Here is a 26,119-nt window from a genome sequence, read left to right as displayed (position 1 = left end):
TTGACAAATTATTTTTTCCAACCCCGTGTCATTTCTTTTTTGCCAGGAGGTCCAGGTAAGATTTCCACTTCAAGTCCTACATCTTTCAGGTCTCTTCTCAGCTGCCCAGTAGCGCAGTAAGTTGTTAATATTCCACCGGGGTTTAAGGATGAACAAACCTTGCTTAGAATCTCCTTTGTCCACATTTCTGGTTGTTTACTCGGCGCAAAAGCGTCATAGAAGACGACATCAGTAGGATAGAGGATCACATCTTGAAGGCTTATTTTTTCCTTTTTCATGTTGAAATACTCAGACATAATAAGGCCTTTATCCCAATCGGCTTTGTGCAATCTCTGTAGATATGGCTTGTAATGAAATATAGCATCATCCATATCTCCATAGTTTAACTGGGAATAAATATCCTCAGTTAGTGGAAAGGGCTCAATACTGTGGTAAAGCACTGGAATTTGATTTTGCTCCGCCCAAACTAGGGTGAGCCAAGCATTCAATCCTGTTCCGAAGCCTACTTCGAAAATGCGAATAGGTTTTTTGTTGGGATTATTCATAACCCAAGAGTCTAACCCATAAAGCATACATATATGGATGGATTCTTTGAAAGCTCCACCTGAATTGTGGTAGCTTTCTTTCAGCTCATCGTTGTATAGAGAATGTGAGCCGTCCTCAGTAGTTATAATTCTTAAGTTTCCACTCATACAGAATATATTAAGGCAGAACAATACGCAGAAACACCTTCTTGTCTACCAACAAAACCTAATTTCTCAGTGGTTGTAGCTTTGATTGAAATATCATTTTCAGAAACATTCATCACTTCAGAAAGACATGCCTTCATCGTTGGGATGTGTGGGTTGACTTTCGGGAGTTGCAGGCAGATCGTCGTGTCTAAGTTGCCTACTTCATAACCAGCTTCTCTAATGAGAACCATTACTTCGGCAAGAAGGATTTTGCTGTCTATGCCTTTGAATTTCGGGTCTTGATCGGAAAAATGATGTCCAATGTCACGCAGATTAGCTGCTCCAAGAAGCGCGTCGCAAATCACATGTATAAGAACATCGGCATCCGAATGACCGACAGCGCCTTTTTCATATTCTAATTTGATTCCGCCCAGCCAGAAGTCATAGCCTTCTTTAAGTTGATGGACATCGTAACCGAAACCTATTCTGAATTTGTTCATGCAGGTACAGATTTATAGTATAAGACAGAGGAGTTTTCTTCACGGATCAGGCGATTTGCCCAAGTCATGATTTCTTCTCCTTTTATTTTTGATTTATTTTCGAATTCCTCCCAGTAAAGGTCTGGATTTCCAAGCTGCGCATAATTCGCCAGATTCATTGCTCGATTGAGTACTTGAATAGATTCGTAGGTTTTCATGGCTTCTCCCTGATTCTTCACTTTCTGAAGAGCAAGGTCAGATATTTCCGAAGTTAGGAATTTGGAAACCACCTCGTCTAAAGCCTTTTCGGCTTCTTCCGCAGAAACCCCAGATTCCATTTTTCCTGAGAAGATCAACAACCCGGGATCCACAGATCCTAAGATGTAGGCTCCCACAGATGCGAAAAGCTTCCCGTTTTTTACCAAGGTTTGCTCCAAGAGAGAAGACTTGCCAAAGCCTATGATGTCAGTGATCAGATCCGCTTCCAAATATCCCTCAGCCAGTTTCGCTGGCATTTTATAGGCTTTGTATAGTGCATCAGTTGGGACAGGAGCTTCTACCACCTTGGTGTTTTTGGTAAGTTGGGTTGGCTCGACAGGGATTTGGTGGTTTGATTCTGAAAGGTTCGGTATTGGTTCAAACCATTTCTTCGCCAGTCGTTCTACTTCTGCTTGAGTTACCGCACCAGCAACCACTAATATGGCATTGTCAGGCCTATAATTTGCACGATAAAACTCCCAGACATCTTCTGCTGTATAGTTAATAATGTCATCTAGATTCTGCCCGATGGTAGGCCAGCGGTAAGGGTGGGTATGGTAAGCAAGGTCCCGCAAGTGATGGAACACATCGCCATAGGGCTGATTGATATAGCGCTGCTTGTATTCTTCCATCACTACTTTTCGCTGCGTTTCTATTGTCTTCTCGCTGAGAGTCAATTGAAGCATACGATCAGATTCCAGCCAAAATGCTGTTTCTAAATTCGCTGCCGGAATGGTGATGTAGTAGTTAGTGATGTCGGGACTGGTGAATGCATTGCAAGCACCGCCGACACGTTCTAATTCACGATCGAAAACCGGGACATTGGCAGAACTACCGAACATCAAATGCTCGAAGAAATGGGCAAGACCAGTTTTGCCGAGCTTTTCATTTCGGGATCCGACTTTATATAGCAGGTTGAAAACAGCGATTTTACTGCCGTGATCTTCATGGACGATCACTTCCAGTCCGTTTTCTAGGAAAAATCTTGTGTAGGGTAGCATAATTGTAGCTTGCAAAGCTAAGATAATTGCCAATTCTGGCTAATCGGGAAGGCGTATTTTAAATAAACCTTCTGTCTAAAACTTCAGTTTAACCAGAAACAATCCCATTGATGTAAGCTTACCGGATTTTTTCGAAAAAAAAGCGAACTTTGAAATGATTGCTTAAGTTAGTTACCCATTACAACTCTCCGCTCAGCTTCCTCATGAAATTGAGCATTGCTCAAGTGTCACAAACTATTATGACTAACATGTATGCGAAATTCCATGTGGCCTTTGAAAATCAAATTATAGACACATGAAAAAACATTGCGTAGAACTCCATCAAACGGGACAGTTTTCACAATTTTTTTTGGATTACATAGGAGGGAAGGAAGAGTTGACTCCTTTCTATTCTCATGCTCCGAAGTTGGAAAGTTTCAAGGAAGCAATTGAGCAGAAAACTTTTTCCGAAGGAAATAGAAAAGTACTGGTCGAAGCGCTGCATAGCCAATATGCCAATCAGGAAGTGAGTTATGCGGTATCTTCGAATATTGATTCCTTGGCCTCTGACCGTACGTTTACAGTCACGACTGGGCATCAATTAAATCTCTTCACGGGGCCATTATACTTTATTTACAAAATCGTTTCTACGATCAATCTAGCCAAGAAATTGGCGGAGACTTATCCTAAAAATAAGTTTGTGCCGGTGTATTGGATGGCTACAGAGGATCATGATTTTGACGAGATCAATTACTTCAAGCTAGATGGGAAGAAATATCAGTGGAATTCTGAGCAGACAGGTGCTGTCGGAGATTTTGAATTGGATAAGAGTTTCAAGGAATTTCTAAAGACAGTTTCATTTGCGCCGGAGGTTTTTCAAGAAGCTTATTCCACCTCCAAAACTTTGGCAGAAGCGGTAAGAAAATACGTGGATGCGTTATTTGGAGAGCAGGGATTGGTAATCGTAGATGGTGATGATGAGAATTTGAAAAGAGAATTCTCAGAAGTGATAATTTCCGATTTGTTTGACCATACTCCATTCGTAAAAGCTAGCCAGGCGACTGAGGAATTGGAAGAATTAGGATACAGCAGTCAGATATTCCCTCGAGAGGTCAATTTCTTTTACTTGGAGAAAGGGCTTCGAGAGCGGATCGAAAGAATGGAGTCTGGATTTGGTGTGGTAAATACTGAATTGAGGTTTACAGATGAGGAAATGAAAGTACTAGTGGAGAAGCACCCGGAGCGATTCAGTCCAAATGTGGTGTTAAGACCATTGTATCAAGAAGTGATCTTGCCAAACCTTGCCTACCTTGGTGGGCCAGCAGAAGTGGTGTATTGGCTTCAGTTGAAAGGTGTTTTTGATCATTTTGAAGTTCCTTTTCCGGTCGTTTTGCCTCGTAATTTTGCTTTGCTGATCAACGAGAAAGTACAGCGCAAAATGAAGCAGATGAATTGGGATGTGGAAGACCTTTTCGTGGATATAGAGCATTGGAAAAAAACTTTTGTGAAAGCAGAGGCTAGTATTGATATAGAGCTTGCCAAGCAAAAGGAAGTGATTTCTATGCTTTTTGATGTAAAAGGGAAGGAAGCTGCTCATTTAGAGAAAAGTCTAGAAAATGCTTTTGAAGCAGGGAAAGTACGTTCGCTGAAGATTATCGATCAAATGGCGACAAAGCTTCGCAAAGCTGAAGAGCGCAGATTGCATACGCAGATAGAACGTGCCTGTTGTATTCAGGAGTTAGTGAAGCCAGGTGGTAGTCCACAGGAGCGGGTTGTGAATATGATGCAATTCTATCTGAGTAATCCTGATTTGATATCAGAGTTGTTGGATTGTTTTGATCCGCTGGATTTCAGAATGATGGTATTGGCAAATGAGTCTTGACAAACCACAGCTAAGAACTTTCTATAGGGAACTGCGAGCAGCACTTTCTGATGAAGATCTGGAGAGGAAATCATTAGCGATCACAGATAATGTGATTGTATTTTTAAGTGATAGAAAAGAGCTAACCCAGTTTCATCTATTTTTCCCAATCCCTAAGCAAAGGGAGATCAATACTTATCCGATTAAAGAGTATTTAGAGAAAAGGGGAGATGCTGTTTACACTTCAAGAGTGGAGTTGGATTCCTTGTCATTACAGACTCTACTTTTAAAGCCTAATACAAAATTTCAGTATGATGCATGGGGGATTCCAGTCCCGGAAGAGTTTGAATTGGTGACAAATGAGTCAATTCAAATTGTTTTTGTACCGTTGTTGGCTTTTGATCAAAAAGGAAATAGAATCGGTTTTGGCAAAGGGTATTACGATGTGTTTTTAGCTAGTCTTGATCCTTCGGTATTAAAAGTTGGACTGAGTTTTTTTTCCGCTGAGCTAAGTATTTCGCCAGAATTGCACGATATCCCATTGGATTATTGCATTACGCCAGAAAATATCATTACTTTTTGATCAATTATTAATTGAACATTCCATGCGATTTACTCTTTTTGTGGTTTTTGCCACCCTTTCTCTTGCGTTTTCATCAATCAAAGAATCGAAGGCGCAGATTGTAGATTATAATACCATGATTGGTGTTACAGGCGGGACGAACATTGGAGGAACTGTAAAACAATTTGTGTCAGCACAAGGCGCAGTTGATCTTCTGGTCTATAGAAGATGGAAAGGCTGGGTGGCAGCTGCCCTGTATGAACACCACATGGATATTAGGGAATTCCGAGGTTTAGAGTGGTATTTTGGTGGAGGAGCACACTACGGGATGTGGAAAGATGGAAAGGGAGAGCCACCGTGGGTTTATAAAATTGATCAAGATTATAATGTATATGGGGTAGATGCGATCGTAGGTGTGGAATACAATATCAATCAAAGTAATTTTTATGTAGGGTTATACTGGAAGCCAGCTTATAATTTTAATGAATTCACTAAGGTTTGGGAAGATGACGCGGCCTTTACATTGAGGTATTCCCTTTGATTTAAAGATATTGTAATTCAAAAATGTTTTTTGCAATTGGAGGAAAAGGTTTGCTAAGTCACCGTTTTGATGCAGTCAGTCTTATCTAAGAGGAGATTTTGTCAGTTACTTGCTAGGACATTTCTACGAAACTCGTGGTTTTTTTAGCCTATATCAGGATAGATGAATGGCTGTAGGGAATGACCACAGAAGTTTAGCCCATGAGTTTTACTAATTACAGTGTTATGGCGCAGTAGATCTTTAGTTTATAGGTATTATCTATAAGTCAGATTTGTATATTTGTAAAGGCAAATAGGCAATTTTTTAATATTGATTTAAGAACTTAGCTTTGAATTCTTCTTTAAGAATCAATTATGGATAAGTTTTCTTACATCGCTAACGCTCACGTGTCCTACATCGATGAGCTTTACTCTTCTTTCAAGAGTGACCCAGAATCAATCGACCCAAGCTGGAAAGAGTTTTTTGAAGGTTTTGACTTTGCACTGACTAATTACGGTGACGAAGAAAATACAGCTTTATCGAATGGAAAAGCTACTGCACCTGCGAAGAATGGCGCTCTTGCTACTCCAGGTACCATTATGGACATGGAGCAGCTGCCTAAGGAAATTAAGGTTAGAGCTTTAATCCACGCCTATCGCTCTAGAGCTCACTTGAGATCTAAGACAAACCCAGTAAGAGAGCGTAGAGATAGAAAGGCATTAATTGATCCTCAAGATTTTGGTCTAGGCCAAGAGGATATGAATACTGAATTCCAGGCTGGAAATGAGATTGGAATCGGAAGTGCTAAATTGTCAAAAATTTTAGATTCACTGAAATCCATTTATGAAGGATCGGTTGGATTTGAATATTTATATATAAGAGATCCAGAGATGCTGGATTGGTTTAAAACCAAAGTTGAAAAAGAAGCTTTAGCTTTTAACCCTACTCACGAAGAGAAAAAGAGAATACTTTCGAAGCTGAATCAAGCGGTAGTATTCGAGAATTTTTTGCATACCAAATATCTTGGTCAAAAGCGCTTCTCCCTTGAAGGTGGTGAAAGCACTATCCCATTTTTGGATGCAGTGATTAATACCTCTTCCCAGTTAGGTGTGAAGGAAGTGATGATAGGCATGGCTCACCGTGGTCGACTGAACGTGCTTGCAAACATCATGGGCAAAACCTATGAGCAGATTTTCTCTGAATTCGAAGGAACGGCTAAGCCTGATTTGACTATGGGTGATGGCGATGTGAAATATCACATGGGCTATTCCAGTGATATCGTAACGCATAGCGAGAACAAGGTTCATTTGAAACTTGCTCCAAACCCATCTCACCTAGAAGCGGTGGATCCAGTGGTTGAAGGTTTCCTTCGTGCCAAAATCGATTCAGAATATAAAGGAGATGTAACCAAAGTACTTCCAATTTTGATTCACGGAGATGCAGCTGTCGCAGGACAAGGTATCGTCTATGAAGTGACTCAGATGGAGAGCCTGAAAGGATATAACACGGGTGGTACGATTCACTTTGTTATTAACAACCAAGTTGGGTTTACTACCGATTTTGATGATGCGCGTTCCTCCATTTACTGTACTGATGTTGCTAAAATCATCGATGCACCAGTTATTCACGTGAATGGTGACAATGCGGAGTCAGTAGTTTTTGCTGCTAAACTAGCTGCAGAGTTCAGACAGAAATTCAGTCGTGATATTTTTATAGACATGGTCTGCTACAGACGTCATGGACATAACGAATCAGATGAACCTAAATTTACTCAGCCGGAGCTTTATAATATTATTTCCAAGCATCCAAATCCAAGAGAAATCTACGTGAAGCGCTTAGCAGAACGTGGTGATATTGAAGCAAAATTAGCTTCGCAAATGGATGAGGAATTCAGGCAATTGCTTCAGGATCGTTTGAATCTAGTGAAAGAAAAGCCACTTCCTTACCAAGCTACTCGTTTTGAGCAGGAGTGGAGTAGCTTAAGAAGATCCAAGCCAGAAGATTTTGACCAGTCTCCGGAAACAGGTGTTACTCAGGAGCAAATCGAAAAAGTAGCTGAAGCACTTACTATTATTCCTAAGGGGTTTAAGCCACTTAAGCAGATTGAAGCGCAGTTGAAGCAGCGTAAGGACATGTTCTTCCAGTCCAAATCTTTGAACTGGGCAGCAGCTGAATTGCTTGCTTACGGCTCCTTGACTTTAGAAGGAAAGACCGTGCGACTGACAGGTCAAGATGTGCAGAGAGGTACTTTCTCTCACCGTCATGCTGTTCTTCATGATGCTAATACAAACAAAGCCTACAATTCCTTGAAGGAAATGAAGGAAAGAAAAGGTGAATTCTACATCTATAACTCTCTTCTTTCCGAATATGCTGTACTAGGCTTTGAATATGGTTATGCAATGGCAAACCCTAATTCACTGACTATATGGGAAGCTCAATTTGGTGATTTCGCCAATGGTGCTCAAACTATGATTGATCAGTTTATTTCTTCTGGGGAATCGAAATGGCAGAAAATGAATGGATTGGTGATGCTACTGCCTCATGGCTACGAAGGTCAGGGACCAGAGCACTCCAATGCTCGTCCTGAGCGTTTTCTGCAGCTTTCTGCTGAATACAATATGATCGTGGCAAACATCACAGAACCTTCTAACTTCTTCCACTTATTGAGAAGACAGTTGGCATGGGAATTCAGAAAGCCATGTATCGTGATGTCACCGAAGTCTCTTTTGAGACATCCAAAAGTTGTTTCTCCACTTTCTGAGTTTACCTCTGGTACGTTCAGAGAAGTGCTTCCAGATACTACTGTTGATGCAAAGGACGTGAAGAGAGTAGTGCTTTGCTCTGGCAAAATCTTTTACGACCTTGATGAGGCGAGAGAAAAGGAGAAAGTGAAAGATGTCGCTATCGTAAGAATTGAGCAGCTGCATCCACTTCCTAAGAAACAAATGCTTGATGTGCTAGCAGGTTATCCAGAAGCTGAAATTGTTTGGGTTCAGGAAGAGCCTTCCAATATGGGTTACTGGAATTATATTCTCAGATTGCTTTACAAGGAAATACCAATGGAGGTAATTGCTCGAAAGGCTAGTGCTTCTCCTGCAACTGGATATAACAAAGTCCATGTGGAAGAGCAGAAGAATATTATTGCTCAGGCACTTAAATTGAAATAATCACAGCTCTTTTTTATAAAGACATCCAAAATAATCGTATCATTTTGTTCCTCTCTTTTTGACTAGAAAGAGAAAAAAAGAAAAACTTATGAGCAAAGAAATTAAAGTCCCGGCTGTAGGCGAGTCCATCACGGAAGTTACCATCGGCCAATGGTTTAAAAAAGACGGAGATGAGGTTCAGATGGACGAAGTCCTATGTGAATTGGAATCCGATAAAGCCACTTTTGAGTTGCCAGCTGAAGCTGCGGGCGTACTTAGAATCAAAGCCCAAGAAGGCGATGTATTGGAAATCGGAGCTGTGATCTGCGAAATTGACGAAACTGGAACTCCAGGCAAGTCTGAGCCAGCTGCTGCTGCTCCAAAAGCTGAAGAAAAATCTTCTGGTGCGAAAGCTACAGGAGAAGTAAAAGATATGGTGGTACCTACTGTAGGTGAGTCCATCACTGAGGTTACTTTGGCAAATTGGCTTAAAAGCGACGGCGATTACGTGAAGTTGGATGAGATCATCGCTGAGGTGGACTCTGATAAAGCCACTTTTGAATTGCCAGCCGAGGCATCAGGAATTCTTCGCCATGTGGCGCAAGAAGGTGACGTGCTTGAGATTGGTGGAATGATCTGTAAGATCGAAGTAACAGAAGGCGCGCCAGCTGCAGCTGCTTCTTCTGAATCCTCGACTGCTCCAGCATCTGCTGCGCCGTCAGGAAATACAAATTATGCTACTGGGCATGCTTCTCCAGCTGCTTCCAAGATTTTGGCAGAAAAAGGAGTTTCTCCAGAGTCAGTTCAAGGAACTGGAAAAGACGGAAGAATCACGAAAGAAGATGCACAATCAGCTCAGAAATCAGCTCCTGCACCAGCAAAAGCTGAAAGCAAACCAGCTGCGGCTGCAGCTCCAGCTCCAGTTGCAGGTTCTAGAAATGAGCGCAGAGAGAAAATGTCTTCTTTGAGAAAGACAGTAGCTAGAAGATTGGTTTCTGTAAAAAATGAGACAGCCATGCTCACCACATTTAATGAGGTGAACATGAAGCCGATCATGGACTTGAGATCCAAATTCAAAGAGCAATTCAAAGAAAAACACGGTGTAGGACTTGGATTCATGTCTTTCTTCACCAAAGCAGTTTGCGTAGCACTTCAGGAATGGCCATCTGTCAATGCTAAAATCGACGGAAATGAGATGGTTTTCAACGATTTCTGTGATATCTCTATCGCTGTATCTGCACCAAAGGGATTGGTAGTTCCAGTAATCAGAAATGCCGAAGCAATGAGTTTCGATCAGATAGAAAAAGAAGTAGTTAGACTGGCGATGAAAGCTAGAGACAACAAGCTTTCTATCGAAGAGATGACTGGTGGTACGTTCACATTGACTAACGGAGGAATCTTCGGGTCCATGATGTCCACACCGATCATCAACGCTCCACAATCTGCGATCCTAGGGATGCACAATATCGTGCAACGTCCAATGGCTGTCAACGGTGAAGTTGTCATTCTTCCGATGATGTACTTGGCGCTTTCTTATGATCACAGAATCATCGATGGTCGTGAGTCAGTAAGCTTCCTAGTTAGAGTAAAAGAATTGCTTGAAGATCCGACAAGATTGTTGTTTGGAGTTTAAAAGTATCTAGTCACAAATACAAAGTATCAAGAAAGGGGGCGTTTTCAAAAGAGCTCATTGTTAATGCTCCCAATCCTGACACCCTAGTATTTCAATTATAAGTAAGGGCAAGTCTTGGTACTTGCTACTCACTACTAAAATCTAAAATAATGTACGACGTCATAGTTATTGGTTCTGGTCCAGGTGGATATGTAGCAGCGATTCGCTGTGCACAACTTGGGCTGAAAACCGCCATCGTTGAAAAATACCCTACGCTGGGAGGGACTTGCCTGAATGTAGGCTGTATTCCTTCTAAAGCACTTTTGGATTCATCTGAGCATTACCATAATGCTGCTCATACCTTCGAAACTCACGGAATTAAGTTGAGCAATTTGAAAGTTGATTTGAAGCAGATGATCACGCGAAAGAACGATGTGGTAAAGCAGAATACGGATGGGATCCAGTATTTGATGAAAAAGAACAAGATCGATGTTCATCAGGGAGTGGGTTCTTTTGTAGACAAAACCACTGTGAAAGTGACTAAAGGTGACGGTACTTCTTCTGATATTCAGGGGAAGAATATCATCATTGCAACGGGTTCAAAGCCTTCATCTTTGCCTTTCATCAAATTGGACAAAGACAGAGTGATCACTTCAACTGAGACGCTGAACTTGAAAGAGATTCCAAAACACTTGGTAGTAATCGGTGGTGGAGTAATTGGTTTGGAGCTAGGTTCTGTGTATGCGAGATTGGGAGCCAAAGTTTCTGTGATCGAATTCATGGATTCCTTGATCCCTACTATGGATCGTACGATGGGCAAAGAACTTCAGAAGTCACTGAAGAAAATCGGTTTCGAATTTTTCCTAAAGCATAAAGTAACTGCAGTAGAAAGCAAAGGCAAAGAAGTAACTGTCAAAGCTGAGAACGGTAAAGGTGAAATTATAGAAGTGAAAGGCGATTATGTCTTGGTTTCTATCGGAAGAAAACCTTACACTGATGGCTTGAATGCTGAAGCTGCTGGTGTGAAAATCACCGACAGAGGTCAGGTGGAAGTTAATGATCACTTGCAGACCAATGTGCCAAATATCTATGCAATCGGTGATGTGGTGAAAGGTGCAATGCTAGCCCACAAAGCTGAAGAAGAAGGTGTATTTGTAGCTGAGACTATTTTGGGTCAAAAGCCGCATATCAATTATAACCTGATTCCAGGTGTAGTTTATACTTGGCCTGAAGTGGCTGCGGTAGGATATACTGAAGAGCAACTGAAAGAAAAAGGCATCAAGTATAAAACGGGTAAATTCCCGTTCATGGCTTCGGGCCGTGCGAGAGCTTCTATGGATACAGATGGTTTGGTGAAAGTTTTGGCAGATGCTGAAACAGACGAAATCCTTGGCGTTCACATGATCGGCCCAAGAACTGCTGATATGATTGCTGAAGCTGTGGTAGCGATGGAGTACAGAGCATCCGCTGAGGATATCTCCCGAATGTCTCATGCGCATCCGACCTACACTGAAGCTTTCAAGGAAGCTTGTCTGGCAGCTACAGACAATAGAGCACTACATATTTAGATCAGAATATATATTTTTGAGAAGGAGCCATTCGGAGAGATTCGAATGGTTTTTTCTTTTTGGGGAAAAATAGTTTACTTCCATTATGAAGTTTAAAATTGCCATTATCGGTGCTGGAAATGTTGCTTGGCATTTGGCTCCAGCTTTGGAAGATGCTGGACATGTCATCACAGAAGTCTATGCCCGCACTTTAAAAAGTGCAGGGTTGATCACAGATCGAGTTTATGCAGGTGAACCGAAGGATGATCTTGATTTTTCTACGAGTGAGGCAGAGATTTTTATTCTAGCAGTGAAGGATTCAGCGATCCTTGAAGTAGCAGATGAGATTATTCTGCCTGAGGATAGCATTCTGGTTCATACTTCTGGATCGGTACCCTTGGATATTTTGAACTATAGTTCTGCTACTTATACAGGTATATTTTATCCTTTGCAATCATTTACAAAGGGGCGAAAAATTGAGTTTGACGAAGTTCCTTTTTTGCTTGAATCTGATGATGAGGAAACGTTGCAGAAGCTGAAAAAGCTGGCAAAAAGTTTGACGCCGCTAACTTATACGGTGCGCTCAAAGGATAGGAAAGCCATGCACATTGCGGCAGTCTTTGCGAGCAACTTCTCGAATCATATGATTAGAATTGCTGAGGAAGTGATGCGGAGGCAGGGGCTGGATTTTGAGATGCTCAAACCTTTGATTATTGAAACGATATCCAAAAGCCTCCAAATAGGTGCAAAAGCCGCTCAAACGGGGCCGGCAATTCGTGAAGATTACGAAACGCTGGAGGATCATCATCGATTTTTGAGTTACAATGAAGGAATCGCAGAAATCTATAGACTAGTGTCTCAGGATATTATAGATAGTTGATTAGTGCGTCCAAGTTCCGAATTTACCAGCTTGGTAATCATCGTAAGCCTCGCGGATTTGCTTATGTGTATTCATTACAAATGGACCTTGTGCGACCATAGGTTCCTTGAATGATGCAGCATTTCCAAGAATTAGAATTGAATCTTCACTTGCTTCTACTTCGATTTTTTCACCATTATTTTCAAATTCCACCAAGTGACGAAATTGAATTTCCTGTGCATTTACTTTGAGCTCACCACGAACTATATAGAAGAATATAGCATCTGAAGTAGGAATTGATTTTTCAAATTTGCCACCTTTTCCAAGATAAATCGTACTCATCGTAATCGGGAAATTTCCCTCAAATGCTCCCTTGGTGCCTTCCCACGCTCCAAATAATTGTTGGACTTTTACTTTTCCTCCATCCAATTCGAAAGTAGGAATCTCGGGCTTTTGAAGACCGATATAGCTCGGTTTCATCATCTTTTTATCAGAAAGCAGATTTAGCCAAAGTTGAAGTATTTCCAGATCTCCTCCGTTTTTTTTGAACTCAGCACTGCTCACTTCAGAATGGATCAAGCCGCTGCCTGCAGTCATGTATTGTACACCGCCTGGACCGATTACAGATTCGTGACCAGAGGAGTCCATGTGCATAATGTCTCCTTCCAGTATGAAAGTAACTGTCTCCATTCCTCTATGTGGATGTGGGCCAAAAGGTAGGCCTTGATTATTTGCTGAGTAGGTTTGGAAACCGTGATGGTTCAGGAAAATAAATGGATCAATATGATCAAGTGAACGAGTCGGCATAGGACTGTAAGTCACCAAATCTGCTATTGGTCGGTATTCTGCTTCATGTATTTTCTTGATTGAGCGCATCTTGATCACTAGTTAGGCAGAATTATTTTGGAATGTCTTTTAGCCTAAGTTCGAACAAGTCAGTTCGTCGATCTTTTAGGTTTCGTACACTGCCAAATTGATTTAACTCCCTTAAAAGCGATAGGTCAACATCTGCGATCAGAGTCATTTCATTATTTGGTGTAGCTTCCGCTTTGATACCATTGCTTGGAAAGGGGAAGTCACATGGGGTAATCACCATGGATTGAGCGTATTGCATGTCCATGTTGTGAACCTTAGGCAGATTTCCCACACTTCCAGCCATCGCAACGTAGCACTCGTTTTCTATGGCTCTAGCCATTGCGCAATTGCGGACTCGAGAGTAACCGTTCTGCGTATCAGTCAAAAATGGGATGAATAGGATGTCCATACCTTGATCAGCTAGGATTCTACTCAGTTCGGGAAACTCAGCATCGTAGCATATCAAAATCCCGATTTTACCACAATCTGTGTCAAATGATTTGAGGACGTTTCCACCCTGCATTCCCCATACTTTAGCCTCCAGCGGCGAAATATGAAGTTTCTCGTACGATTCAATTGAACCATCTCTTTTGCAGAGGTAACCTACATTGTACAGCTTGTCATTTTTGACTTTCGGCATGGAGCCGGTGATGATGTTGATATTGTAGGATACAGATAGCTGCGCAAAACGTTTTACAATCTCATCGGTGTATTTCGCCAAGCCACGAACTGCCTGCGCTTCACTTAGGTGATTGAATTCCGCCATTAGCGGTGCATTGAAGAGCTCTGGGAAAAGGGCGAAATCAGAACGATAACCGGAAACAGCATCGATGAAGTATTCTGCCTGTTGCATCAGTTCATCCAAGTCATCATATAAGCGCATCTGCCATTGGATCAATCCAAGGCGCACGATGGTTTTATTTGTTGATGCTTTTTTGTTTGGCTTTTCGTAGAAAATATTATTCCATTCCAGCAATACTGCAAACTCACTGGAGGCAGAGTCGCCTTCCAGGTAATTCTTCATAATACGAGCAGGGTGAAAGTCATTTGCCAGCTGAAAATTCAAAACAGGATCATAAATTTCCTTAAGCTTAACTTTTTCCAAGTACTCTTTTGGCCCCATCTGATCAGCATACTTATGGTAATTAGGGATTCGTCCGCCAAACACGATTCCTTTCAGATTCAGTTTTTCACAAAGCTCTTTTCGGTAATCATATAATCTCCTACCTAGTCTCAATCCCCGAAATTCCGGTTTGATAAAAACGTCAATACCGTAAAGCATATCACCAGTGTCGTTGTGATTTTCGAAAGTGAAGTTGGTCGTAATATCTTTGTAAGTATGTTCTCCCTCTAACTCCACATCATTTACAATGATAGAAAGCGCACAACCAGCCAGCTGATCATTGATTTTGATGACCACTTGCCCAGCAGGAAACTTAGTAATCAACGTTTCGATTTGGCTTTCAGCCCAATATGATCCAGGCATGCTTCTGTATGCTTCGATCATTGCTGCCTTGAGGTCCTTGTAATCAGATGGCTGAAGGTAGGATAATGATATATTTTCTGCTTGGGTATTATCCATTGGTTAAGGTGATTGCGTTGTTGTTTTGGGAAAAGTGTAAGGGGAGTTAATTGCTTTAGCTTTATAGATGCAGGAATTAATCATAAGATAAGCATAGTGCTTTCAACCAAAAAAATCCTTTCCGAAATGGAAAGGATTTGAAATGGTTTTTGTGTTAGGCTATTTAAGCCAAGCTAGTTTTACTTCTTCAGGAGCTTTCATCCTATCTGCTAGCCTCATATATCTATCAGCTAATTTCACGAGGTAATCCTGCGCTTTGGAGGCTACGTCATTTAATCCTGTCAAGCTTTCTATTTTCCATAGATCGACTAGATGTTCTATAATTCTAGCATAATCCCAGCCAGTGTATATACCTACTTTTTGTGTAATAGCGGAGAATTCAGTGAATAGAGAAGGATTTGAACCACCTTCACCCATTAATACCGCTGGCATGACGATCTGCTTTCTCATCAATTTCTCAAACGCTAGAATTGCTCCATTTGGATCAATTTCAAAAATAGCCGACATAAAGCTCTTGTAAGCTTTTTCGTGTCTAGCTTCATCTCCAGCAATTTGCTTACAGATTCTTCCTAAAACAGGGTCTCCAGCGATATCTGCCAATTTCCCCGTATTAACGTGAGAAACTTTGGTAGCTCGCTCTTGAAATGAAGTGTAGACAATCGCCTGATATGGGTCACCGCCAGTATTTGGGTCAAACCCATTGGTAAGCAATCTGTGGATTGTTTGCTCTACAGCTTTCATGTCTACTCTACCAGTCATGTAGAGGTATTTGTTCAGAAGGTCACCATGACGGTTTTCTTCTGCAGTCCAGGATTTGGACCATCTGACCCAACCTGAAGGTGAAAGAAGATTTCTTTCCGGATTGATTCCTTCCAAAAGATTGAAGTATGTCTGATAACTTGGAAGAGCTTCCTCTGTAATCATATTCCCGACTAAGGAAGTTAAAACTGTGTCAGGAATGCCTTCTGATCTTTGTTGAAGTAACTTTACTTGGTCATGAATATCTGGATCTCCAAAATCTGGTAGGAAATCTGATGGTTGCCAGCACTTGTCCGGATCAACGAGGATATTATCTACGGCCTCGCCAACAAGACCATCCAATTGTGAGATGACCTCTATGTTCTTTTCTAGTTCGTAATTTATTTCTCCTGATTTCATCATGGATAAATTTAGGCCCGAATTATAATAACTCGGTCGGATTTTGAATTAGGACAAATTTACTCACAAATAGACAAATTACAGATAGAATGTGTCTATCAATGATTCAAGATTCTATAAGTGACCAACATACAGTTAATTAGAGGGGCAAACAGTTGAATATATCGAGTGAGGTTATCAAATTTTGCCCTTTGCGGCCCCAATTTGGTGATAATTCTGTTGGTCGCTTGCCCATTAATATAAGGAAATTTATGTCCTCTCAGTTCATTAACTAATAAAAAGCCTTCGTATGAAGGCTTTTTTATGTATGGATAAACCTATTCTTAGTAGTCTAATTTGTAGGCTACTACTTTATTTTTGAAGAAAGTTGGGACTAAAACTATGTTGTCTCCAGGAATGAATCCAATATCTGCGGTGTTTGATTCAGCGTCTTTGGTGTCTAACAGAAGCGTCTCGCCACCATCGCTATTTACAAAGTAAATCTCTCCTGCCCATCTTGACGCAACGTAATTACCATCTCCTAAAATCACAAGGCCATCTCCGCCAGTGACAGTTTTATTCAGGTTTGTGGAAGTGCCGTCTTCATTAAGCATTTTCAGTCCTGATTTATCCAACATATAAAGGCTGCCATTCTCAGCGATAGCTATACCATTAATAGATTCATGCCCTTCAGTTACAGTTGAGATTTTACCTCCATCAAGTAGATGAACTTTACCCGTGTTCATATCAGTGAAATATACTTTTCCATTACTGGTGGCAAGATCATTCAAAAAGCCAGCTCCTTCAACTTTGTATTTATTGCTGATTTTTCCTGATTCAAGGTTCACCTCTATGAGCTGATCAATGTCTGTTACATATAAGTTACCATTAGTAATACCCATTCCTTTAGGAGCATTTAGACCAGTAACCCAGTTTTGGTTAACTACTTTTCCGTCCTTGTCAATGATAGAAATAGAGCCTTTTCCGTCTTTACCTCGAGGGTCTCCTTCTATGTTTGATACATATATTTTACCTGATTCAGCATCATACAATACCGACTCGTTGGTGGTTAAAGTGGTGTCTGTCTCCCAGATTTTAGTCAAAGTCGGTGTTTTCACTTCTTCGGCCACTACTACTTCAGTCGTTTCTTCAGTTTTTTGTGGACTACATTGAGCGAATAACAAGGTGGATGATATACCGAGTAGGATCAGTTTTAAATTAGATTTCATGAGTTTAGATTTAGGATTGTCAAAGGTTGATTTTTAGCAGTGAAGATTAATAAATGCTGCGCAAGTAACTTCTATTCACTATGAAAAGTTACGACAAAAGAATCTTGGTGTCAAAGAAATGGGAGTAATAGAGAACGACTTTTAAGTGCTGAAAGTCAAGTTCGCGCCATAAACACAGCTATCTCTTATTTGTGTAAGTTTATATATTCCGGCCAAAAATTGTCATGTATCTGTCTTTCTAATCCAAAGTTTTGTGTTTCGGGGGCATTATTCTTTCATTAATACGTCGATTTTTTGCAACAACTACCAGTGATGGATTTTTTTTACTTCCAAAAAGAAAAAGCACTTATCTTGGGATTAATACTAACCCACCAACTTATGAGAAAATATTTTAACGCTGCATTGCTAGTCACTTTGGCATTTGCATGTGCGCCCAAAGAACAGGGGGCAACAATTGATTACACGACCATGTCTGATGCAGAACGGTTGGAAGTGGCTACCAAAATGGCGCAGGAAACGATTATGGTAGATGGACACGTGGACTTGCCTTACCGTATGAAAGTAGGAGGTTTTACTTTGCAGCGAGAAGTTTTGGACGTTTCGGTTCGTACGCCAGATGGCAACTTTGATTTTCCTAGAGCAAAAGAAGGCGGATTAGATGCGCCATTTATGTCTATATATATTCCTGCTGGTCTTCAGCAGACTCCTGGCTCTTCGAAAGCATTGGCAGATTCTCTGATCCTGATGACAGAGCGTTTGGCGGAAACTTTTCCTAGTCAATTTGCGATGGCCTATAGCCCAGCGGATGTGGAAGCTAATTTTGCCGCAGGCAAAGTCTCACTTCCTATGGGAATGGAAAATGGATCAGCACTAGAAGACGATATATCAAATGTGGCCTATTTTCACGAAAGAGGGATACGTTACATTACACTTACTCATGGTAAGGCAAATCTGATTGGAGATAGTAGTTATGACACAGTAAGGTTATACAATGGTCTGAGTGAGTACGGTGAGAAAGTAGTGGCTGAAATGAATCGAGTAGGAATAATGGTCGATTTATCTCACGTTTCTGATGATACTTTTAAGGATGCTTTGGCCTTGACGAAAGCGCCAGTAATTGCTTCTCATTCTTCAGTGAGAAAATTCACTCCAGGCTTTGAGAGAAATATGAGTGACGAGTTGATTCAGGCAATGGCCAAAAATGGCGGAGTGATGATGATCAATTTCGGAGGGACTTTTATTGATTCAGCTTATGCTACAGGTGCGGATAAGGTACGTGAGCATCTGATTAACTATATGGCTGAAAATAATTTGAGTAGACGGGACTCTGCTGCTCAAGCTTACATCGCTGAATATTCATCGGCAAATAACCCTTTCCCAACAGTACAGCGAGTAGCAGATCATATTGATCATGTGAAGAATTTAGTTGGGATTGATTACGTAGGCTTAGGATCTGATTTTGATGGTGTGGGTGATTCCTTGCCTACAGGATTGAAAGATGTTTCTATGTACCCTAATTTGATTGCGGAGCTATTGAAGCGTGGTTACACGAAAGAAGAGATTGAGAAAATATGTTACAAAAATGTATTCAGAGTTTGGAAAGCAGTCGATGATTATGCTGCTTCTCAAAAGGGATAACATTTGATATAGCTATTTTTTTAGACCCTGCTTCAGTAAAATGGAACAGGGTCTATTTTTTTAATCCAACTTTTCCCGTCTTTCCCAGACTTGGCTTTAAAGTTCTTCTATCATTTGATAGATATAATTGATGTGCTGGTTTTGGTTGGATTCGGCATCTTTCAATGCCTGAATTTTGTCCTGTAATTCTGAATAATTTAAGGCCCATTCCCTGATCCTGACGAATGTCCGAATAATCGAGATGTTTACCTGAATGGCTCGCGTATTATTCAACACTGAAGATAACATCGCCACTCCTTGTTCTGTGAAAACAAATGGAAGAGTTCGTCGTCCTCCCCATCTTGAGGTCACATTTTGTGACTTTAAGTTTTGCCTCTCTTATTCAGAAATTTGAAACATGAAGTCTAAAGGGAATCTGTCAGGGTTTCTCTTGACAGATTGATTAAGAGCTTTGGTCAGACTTAAGAAAATAAAAGAACGATTTTATATGCACAAAATGTCGTAAACCTTTCCTGTTCAGAATATAATTCTGTCAAGTTTTCCGTTTTCGTGTAATTTAAGGAGCTTATTCGGTCATTATGGCTGTTATATGTGATTGGATGTAGTTTTGATAGTAGAGTGGAAGTTGGGTGATGGGAAGTTGCTCTTAGGGCCCAACTAATAAAAATTGAAACCACTAATAACCAACCATACAATGGACTTTAAACAATTCACTATAAAATCTCAGGAGGCAATTCAAAAGGCTGTGGAATTGGCATCATCGGCAGGACAGCCGAATGTTGAGCCAGCGCACTTGATGAAAGGGATTATCACTGAGGATGAAAATGTGATTGAGTTTTTGTTCAAAAAGCTCGGCACCAATAAACAGCTCATTTCTCAAAAGCTTGATGAGCAATTAGCGCGTTTGCCAAAAGTGACAGGCGGACAGCAACAGCCATATTTGTCGAATTATTCGAATCAGGCATTGACGAAAGCCAAGGATTATCTCAAGACTTTCGGTGATGAATATGTTGCAATTGAGCATTTGTTACTAGCTATACTAGCTGGCGGCGATGCTACTTCACAACTTTTGAAAGATCAGGGGATTGCTGAAAAGCCTTTGATTGAAGCTATCAAAGAACTTAGAAAAGGAAATAAAGTGACAGATCCAAACGCAGAAAGTAAGTACCAGGCATTGGAGAAATACTCCAAAAACCTAAATGAAATGGCTAAGAAGGGTAAAATTGACCCTGTAATTGGCCGTGATGAGGAGATCAGGAGAGTACTCCAGATCTTGGCTCGAAGAACCAAAAACAATCCGATTCTGCTTGGTGAGCCTGGTGTAGGTAAGACTGCCATTGTTGAAGGGCTTGCTCAAAGAATCGTTTCTGGTGATGTGCCCGAAAACCTGAAGTCAAAGACTTTGATTTCCCTAGACATGGGTCTATTGGTAGCTGGAGCTAAATACAAAGGTGAATTTGAAGAGCGCTTGAAAGCAGTCATCAAAGAGGTGACAGATGCTGAAGGTGAGATCATCCTTTTCATTGATGAGATACACACGCTGATAGGTGCAGGTGGAGGCGGAGAAGGAGCGATGGATGCGGCAAACTTGCTGAAACCTGCTTTGGCACGCGGAGAACTCCATGCCATCGGTGCTACTACACTTAAGGAATATCAGAAATACATAGAGAAAGATAAAGCGCTTGAACGTCGATTCCAGACTGTAATCGTGGACGAGCCAGATGCTGCGGATGCGATTTCAATTCTAAGAGGAATTAAAGATAAATATGAGTTACACCACGGTGTGCGAATTAAAGATGATGCGGTAATTGCAGCTGTAGAGCTTTCTCAGCGATACATTTCTGATCGATTTTTGCCAGATAAGGCGATTGATTTGATGGATGAAGCTGGCGCAAAATTGCGGATGGAAATAGATTCCTTGCCGCAGGAGCTAGACGAATTAAATCGTCGAATCATGCAATTGGAAATCGAACGCGAAGCGATTCGTAGAGAGAAAAACAAAGACAAAGAAACTGTCCTAAGTAAAGAGCTAGCTGAGCTCGCCGAAAAGCGGGATAGCGTGAAAGCCAAGTGGGAAAGTGAGAAAGCTGTAATCACAGGAATCCAGCGTGAGAAAGAGCGAATCGATAATTACAAACTGGAAGCGGAGCAGGCTGAGAGGGCTGGTGATTTTGGTAAAGTTGCTGAGATCAGATACGGTAAAATCGTGGAGGCTGAGAAGAAACTTGAATCCTTCAAGTCTCAGTTGGCAGAAATGCAGGCAGGGTCTCCTTTGTTGAAAGAGGAAGTAGATCAGGAAGATATTGCTGCGGTAGTGTCTAAATGGACTGGTATTCCGATGAATAAAATGATTCAGTCTGAGCGCGAAAAGTTACTGCATTTAGAATTGGAACTTGGGCATAGAGTGGCTGGTCAGAAGGAAGCGATTACTGCTTTGTCTGATGCTGTACGTAGAAGTCGAGCTGGATTGCAAGATCCAAAGCGTCCGATTGGTAGCTTTATCTTCATGGGAACCACAGGCGTGGGTAAAACCGAGCTAGCGAAAGCTTTGGCAGAATACCTCTTCAATGATGAAAATGCCATGGTGAGAATAGATATGTCAGAATATCAAGAGCGACATTCAGTAAGCCGCTTGGTAGGAGCGCCTCCAGGTTATGTAGGTTATGATGAAGGAGGGCAATTGACTGAGGCAGTTCGTAGAAAGCCGTATTCTGTGATCTTGCTAGATGAGATCGAGAAAGCACACCCCGACGTGTTCAATATTCTCTTACAGGTTCTGGATGATGGTAGATTGACTGATAACAAGGGTCGTGTGGCTAATTTCAAAAACACCATTATTATCCTGACTACTAATATTGGGTCGCATTTGATCCAAGAGCGTTTTGCGGAGATGGAAGAATGGAACAAAGATGAGATACTCGATAAGACCAAGAAAGAGGTTTATGAGCTTTTGAAAAAGTCCGTTAGACCTGAATTCTTGAACAGAATAGACGAGACGATCATGTTTGAGCCGCTAAATAAAAAGATCATTCGTAAGATCGTGGATATTCAGTGGAAGGAAATTCAGAATAGATTAGCTGAGTCTGGAATTGAAATCGAAGCGACCAAAGAGGTGTTAGATCACTTAGGAGAAGTTGGTTTTGATGCAAACTTCGGAGCTAGACCACTGAAGAGAACTATGCAGCGATTGGTTCTGAATGAACTTTCGAAGCAGATTTTGTCTGGATATATAAAAAATGATTCTGCAGTGATGGTAGACTTGGATGCTGATAAGCAGGTTTACTTTAAAAATGTAGGTACAGAAATAGAAGTGTAATTTAGGTTAATGGTTAGAGTTAAAACCTCGGAGCGAATGCTTCGAGGTTTTTTTGTGGGAGATTACCCTCCGATCCAATCTAAGTAATTCCCCGTATGAATGGTTTCGTAACTGGCGTGGGGATACGCTTTTGCCCATGCTCCAGGGACTTTGGACCCTTTGCTGTTTTGATATTTGAATTCAAAAGCTCGGAGCTTATCTCCTTCTTCTTCCACCCAGTCGATTTCCTGCTGGTCGTATGTTCTCCAGAAATAGTTATTGCAATGCATCTGGCTGTAATTCTGAAATTTCATTCGTTCTACCGCAAGGTAATTTTCCCAAAGTTCGCCTACGTCGGCTCGAAGATCCAGTCGGTTGAAGTTCTGAATGATCGCATTTCTCACACCATTGTCATAGAAATACCAGCGACTGTTTTTTACGATTTCCTTGCGGAGATTTCTACTATATCCTCCGATTTTGAATACCACAAATACTTTCGAAAGTAGATCCAAATAGCGCTCCACTGTGTTTTTGGACATTCCTAACTGCTTTCCGAGTTCTTCAAGTGAAACTTCCTTGCCAACTTGGAAGGCCACTAAGCGAAGTAATGAGTAGAGTTTGTCTGAGTTTTTTACCCCATCGACCATCAGGATATCTTTCAAAAGATAATCGTTCATGATCTGGTAGAGGTAATCTTCCTTGTCCTTCCAGTCCGAGAAGTGGATGAGTTCTGGGTAGCCTCCGAAAATCAAACGTTCTTCACGTTTTTCTATAGTAGCCTTGAGATCTTCGATTTTAGCAAATTCCATCTGCGCCAGTGGATAAAGGAAAAGCGTGTTTTTCCTCCCTACTAGAGGTTCACCAACCTGCTGATGCATGTCAAATGAAGATGAGCCAGTAGCTATGACTTGTATGCCGTCGATGCTGTCTACGATCAACTTCAGTATAAGACCAATGTCAGGAATGTGCTGAGCTTCGTCGATAACAAGAAGCGTTTTGCCAGCAAGCAATCGACTGTAGTTGGCAACTGATCTTTCTTGTAAAAGCGCAGCATCGAGCACGTCTTCTCCATTTAGAATCAAGCATTGCTGATGATCTACATCTTTTGTAAACTGACGAACGAGCGCAGTTTTCCCAGACCGCCGTGGGCCTAATATCATCAATACCTTGTTAGGCTTGAGTTTTCGATCAAAATCGGCTTGTAAAGCTCTTGGGATATTTTGCATCTGCTATCTTGTTGAACTACAGTGCAAAGTAAATTTTTTTCTTTCAATTAAAAAATGGGACTGACGGAATTAATGTAAATACCGTCAGTTGACTGACTCAATTAACGTTAATACCGTCAGTATATTGACGTAATTGATGTGAATTCCGTCAGTTGAAGAGTATTGTGTATTTGATTACCTTGAAGAATGCTTGAGCACTACTTTCAATGTCCTTACTGTTTAGCTGAGATAACTATGTTGATTGACTCATCAATCTCCTCCCAGCAGTATATCGAAGACTGTGAAGTTTGCTGCAATCCTATAGACATTAGGGTTGATATTGAGGAAGGAGAAATTGTTTCTTTCGAAGCGAAATCAATTGAGCAATAAGTTATTCAGCTTCGCTATTCAAAATGAAATAATCCTAATATTTAAGTTGTTTAATTGACTGGAGTGTGGGTCATTAGATAATTTGTGAGTAGCGTGTATAAATGTAGACTAGTCCCAGCTCCTTCGTTGATCCCATGCGAGCGATTTGGGTAGGGCATCATCTGGAATTGCTTGTTATGCTTGATCAGTTCATTCATGAGCATTTCTGCTCCTTGGTAGTGAACATTGTCGTCGCCTGTGCCATGCACGATCAAAAGATTACCTTCCAACTTTTTAGCATAAGTGATCGGAGAACCATTAACGAAATCTTCCATGTTTTCCTGAGGAAGTCCCATGTAGCGCTCTTGATAGATATTATCGTAAATCAGTTGATTTGAGACAGCAGCCACAGACATTCCTGTTTGATAAACTTCAGGGAATTTGAACATCAGATTAAGTGTCATCGAACCACCACCACTCCAACCCCAAACAGCTACTCTACTTTCGTCCAAGTAAGGGAGCTTCAGTAATTCCTTTGCTGCCAAACCTTGATCCTGCGCATTGATTACGCCGATTTTTCTATAAATGCTTTTCCTCCAAGCGCTTCCTTTCAAGGTCGGTGTGCCTCGGTTATCCATGTCAATGATGAAATAACCTTTTTGCGCAAGCATAATATTGTAAAGTCCAACTTGAGTATCTGTTGCGACAGTACTCCAAGGTTCTCCATAAACATGGAAAAGAACTGGATACTTCTTCGATTCGTCAAAATCAACTGGGTAAATAACCCGAGCATCCAGAGATACTCCTTCGGAAGTAGTCACGGTAGTGAATTTGATTTCAGGAGTTTTCAATGATGCTAGCTTTTGGGTATAAGCTGTGTTTTCGACCAAGTTTTTGACTATAGTGTGTTTTGGTAGGCTGATGAGGCGCACCGTTGATGGCTTCTTCGTACTCTGATTCGTATGTATTGCAGCTAGACCATTTGGAGTGATATCATAGGTGTTTACACCTTCGAAAGCTTCTGGAGTTACTCTACGGAGTTTTCCTTTTCCTACCAAATCAATGGCATAGAGGTATCGTTGAGTAGCATTTTCTGGCGATGCAATAAAATAAACTTCCGTGTCAGTTACTCCACCGAATGAAGCTACGTCAAATTCACCTGGAGTAAGTAATGTCTTATTTCCTGAGGCTATTTCGACTTTGTAGATATGTCTCCAGCCATCATTTTCTGTCATTCGTAGGAAAGCTTTTCCTCCATCTACTAACGGCAAGCTGTTGTCACTCCAGCCATTTTTGGATAAATCAGGATAGGCAAGGTCAACCCAAGTTTCTTCTGATTCGGTATAGACTTTCTTTAGCGCAGCAGAGGAAGGTTGGTATGTCCATATTGTCAAAAGATTTTGCTTGCGATTCATCTGCTGGATCAAAAGTAAATCAGCATTGATCCATTGCATCCCGGGGAGATAATTTTCCTTTTCGCGTCCAGGGACAGCAACCCAAATCTTCTCGTTAGATATCAAGTTAATCAAGCCGATTTTAGCTCCAGCTGGCTCCTGACCCACTTTTGGGTATTGCAGTGGAATAGGTTTTGAGTAAACGGAGTCCGTATTATTGATCATGTAAAACGTCCGAATCTTGGATGCGTCGATCTGCCAAAATGCAATGAGGGCTGCATCTGGGCTCCACGCAAATCCATCTCGTTTTCCAAATTCCTCTTCATAAGCCCAATCAAACGTGCCGTTGATGATTTTGTCCGTGCCGTCGCTGGTGAGCTGAGTAATTTCTCCTGTCTTGAAATTTTCTTTGTACAAATTGAATTTTTGGACGTAGGCTACATATTCATTGTCCGCTGAAAATTTTGCAAACATCAGTGAAGAAGCTTCGAACTTGCTCCCAAGCTGCTTGAGCTCTCTGGAAGCTAGATCATACACCCAGTAGTCGCCTTTAGTATTTGATCTCCAAACTCTGCTAGAGTTAGTGAAAATCAGAACTTTTGAACCATCATCTGATAGTGAAAATGATTCAATTGAAATTGGTTTTCCGCCACTTTGCAATGCTGATCCGGGCACAAAAACACTTTTTTCCAATGTTTTGGAATCCCAGCGACTCAATTCATTTCCATTTTCCACAGTCACATAGGCTTCTCCGTTTTCTATCCATTGGATTGGTTGGAGTCTTTCCTGTACAAATTCTTTGGAGTTGTAAATTCTATCAAGGGAGAGAAGTTCTGGAGCTGAAGTCTGTTGTGCAACTACAGTGAAGATTTGAAAACATACAAAAAGTAAACTAGCGAATAAGTGGAAGCTCTTCATTT

At 41.2% G+C, this 26,119-nt stretch carries 19 protein-coding genes and 1 pseudogene; 10 read left to right on the top strand and 10 right to left on the bottom strand.

Going from position 1 to position 26,119, the window contains the following annotated elements; all coding sequences use genetic code 11:
* Positions 1-8 precede the first annotated feature (8 nt).
* Genes mnmD through BM291_RS03400 form a run of 3 tightly spaced genes read right to left on the bottom strand, consistent with a single transcriptional unit; the run spans position 9 to position 2,409 of the window.
* Positions 9-692: a tRNA (5-methylaminomethyl-2-thiouridine)(34)-methyltransferase MnmC2 gene (gene mnmD / locus BM291_RS03410; RefSeq protein WP_092894762.1), complete on the bottom strand. Its 684-nt coding sequence runs from the start codon at positions 690-692 to the stop codon at positions 9-11.
* Positions 689-1,171: a 2-C-methyl-D-erythritol 2,4-cyclodiphosphate synthase gene (ispF, locus tag BM291_RS03405; RefSeq protein WP_092894761.1), complete on the bottom strand. Its 483-nt coding sequence runs from the start codon at positions 1,169-1,171 to the stop codon at positions 689-691. Before ispF ends, mnmD begins: the two co-directional genes overlap by 4 nt.
* Positions 1,168-2,409 (bottom strand): M16 family metallopeptidase, encoded by a 1,242-nt coding sequence (locus BM291_RS03400; protein WP_092894760.1) that lies wholly within the window; start codon positions 2,407-2,409, stop codon positions 1,168-1,170. The genes ispF and BM291_RS03400 overlap by 4 nt, the downstream gene beginning before the upstream one ends.
* Positions 2,410-2,704: 295 nt before the next feature.
* Here BM291_RS03400 and bshC point away from each other — a divergent pair, with 295 nt between their 5' ends.
* From bshC to BM291_RS03365, 7 genes are all read left to right on the top strand, one after another.
* The gene (gene bshC / locus BM291_RS03395; protein ID WP_092894759.1) at positions 2,705-4,270 is read left to right on the top strand and encodes a bacillithiol biosynthesis cysteine-adding enzyme BshC; all 1,566 of its coding nucleotides are present in this window, start codon (positions 2,705-2,707) and stop codon (positions 4,268-4,270) included.
* On the top strand, positions 4,260-4,832 hold the full coding sequence (locus tag BM291_RS03390) for a 5-formyltetrahydrofolate cyclo-ligase (RefSeq protein ID WP_092894758.1): 573 nt from the start codon (positions 4,260-4,262) through the stop codon (positions 4,830-4,832). The genes bshC and BM291_RS03390 overlap by 11 nt, the downstream gene beginning before the upstream one ends.
* A gap of 22 nt (positions 4,833-4,854) precedes the next feature.
* Positions 4,855-5,352, top strand: a complete 498-nt coding sequence (locus BM291_RS03385) for a hypothetical protein (RefSeq protein WP_092894757.1) — start codon at positions 4,855-4,857, stop codon at positions 5,350-5,352.
* A 353-nt stretch (positions 5,353-5,705) separates the two neighbouring features.
* Positions 5,706-8,498, top strand: coding sequence for a 2-oxoglutarate dehydrogenase E1 component (locus BM291_RS03380; protein WP_092894756.1), 2,793 nt, complete (start codon positions 5,706-5,708; stop codon positions 8,496-8,498).
* Between the two features lie 88 nt (positions 8,499-8,586).
* On the top strand, positions 8,587-10,110 hold the full coding sequence (gene odhB / locus BM291_RS03375; protein WP_092894755.1) for a 2-oxoglutarate dehydrogenase complex dihydrolipoyllysine-residue succinyltransferase: 1,524 nt from the start codon (positions 8,587-8,589) through the stop codon (positions 10,108-10,110).
* 149 nt (positions 10,111-10,259) lie between these two features.
* Complete coding sequence (gene lpdA, locus BM291_RS03370) at positions 10,260-11,657, top strand: dihydrolipoyl dehydrogenase (protein WP_092894754.1); 1,398 nt, start codon at positions 10,260-10,262, stop codon at positions 11,655-11,657.
* A gap of 85 nt (positions 11,658-11,742) precedes the next feature.
* Positions 11,743-12,516 (top strand): Rossmann-like and DUF2520 domain-containing protein, encoded by a 774-nt coding sequence (locus BM291_RS03365; RefSeq protein ID WP_092894753.1) that lies wholly within the window; start codon positions 11,743-11,745, stop codon positions 12,514-12,516.
* Here the strand turns inward: BM291_RS03365 and BM291_RS03360 are convergent, their stop codons facing one another.
* The 4 genes from BM291_RS03360 to BM291_RS03345 all read right to left on the bottom strand — a co-directional run bounded on the left by BM291_RS03360 (position 12,517) and on the right by BM291_RS03345 (position 17,298).
* Positions 12,517-13,371, bottom strand: a complete 855-nt coding sequence (locus tag BM291_RS03360) for a pirin family protein (protein ID WP_092894752.1) — start codon at positions 13,369-13,371, stop codon at positions 12,517-12,519.
* Positions 13,372-13,393: 22 nt separating this feature from the next.
* Complete coding sequence (locus BM291_RS03355; protein WP_092894751.1) at positions 13,394-14,932, bottom strand: carbon-nitrogen hydrolase family protein; 1,539 nt, start codon at positions 14,930-14,932, stop codon at positions 13,394-13,396.
* A gap of 159 nt (positions 14,933-15,091) precedes the next feature.
* A complete protein-coding gene (locus BM291_RS03350) occupies positions 15,092-16,093 on the bottom strand; it encodes an acyl-ACP desaturase (protein ID WP_092894750.1) in 1,002 nt (333 codons plus the stop codon).
* Positions 16,094-16,413: 320 nt separating this feature from the next.
* Complete coding sequence (locus BM291_RS03345) at positions 16,414-17,298, bottom strand: SMP-30/gluconolactonase/LRE family protein (protein ID WP_092894749.1); 885 nt, start codon at positions 17,296-17,298, stop codon at positions 16,414-16,416.
* Between the two features lie 378 nt (positions 17,299-17,676).
* Here BM291_RS03345 and BM291_RS03340 point away from each other — a divergent pair, with 378 nt between their 5' ends.
* The gene (locus tag BM291_RS03340; protein WP_092894935.1) at positions 17,677-18,936 is read left to right on the top strand and encodes a dipeptidase; all 1,260 of its coding nucleotides are present in this window, start codon (positions 17,677-17,679) and stop codon (positions 18,934-18,936) included.
* 96 nt (positions 18,937-19,032) lie between these two features.
* Here the strand turns inward: BM291_RS03340 and BM291_RS03335 are convergent.
* A pseudogene (locus BM291_RS03335) lies at positions 19,033-19,335 on the bottom strand (ORF6N domain-containing protein).
* A gap of 295 nt (positions 19,336-19,630) precedes the next feature.
* Between BM291_RS03335 and clpB the strand changes: the two are divergent.
* A complete protein-coding gene (gene clpB / locus BM291_RS03330) occupies positions 19,631-22,252 on the top strand; it encodes an ATP-dependent chaperone ClpB (protein WP_092894748.1) in 2,622 nt (873 codons plus the stop codon).
* 62 nt (positions 22,253-22,314) lie between these two features.
* On the opposite strand, the gene BM291_RS03325 is transcribed toward clpB, so the two are convergent.
* Entirely contained in the window at positions 22,315-23,457 is a 1,143-nt protein-coding gene (locus BM291_RS03325; protein ID WP_092894747.1) for an ATP-binding protein, read from the bottom strand.
* Between the two features lie 186 nt (positions 23,458-23,643).
* Here BM291_RS03325 and BM291_RS03320 point away from each other — a divergent pair, with 186 nt between their 5' ends.
* Positions 23,644-23,826: a CPXCG motif-containing cysteine-rich protein gene (locus tag BM291_RS03320; protein WP_092894746.1), complete on the top strand. Its 183-nt coding sequence runs from the start codon at positions 23,644-23,646 to the stop codon at positions 23,824-23,826.
* A gap of 50 nt (positions 23,827-23,876) precedes the next feature.
* On the opposite strand, the gene BM291_RS03315 is transcribed toward BM291_RS03320, so the two are convergent.
* Positions 23,877-26,117, bottom strand: a complete 2,241-nt coding sequence (locus BM291_RS03315) for a S9 family peptidase (protein WP_092894745.1) — start codon at positions 26,115-26,117, stop codon at positions 23,877-23,879.
* Between the last annotated feature and the right edge of the window lie 2 nt (positions 26,118-26,119).

It is taken from the genome of Algoriphagus aquimarinus, assembly GCF_900112005.1.
Classification (GTDB): Bacteria; Bacteroidota; Bacteroidia; order Cytophagales; family Cyclobacteriaceae; genus Algoriphagus; species Algoriphagus aquimarinus.
This window is presented reverse-complemented; position numbering and strand designations above follow the sequence as displayed.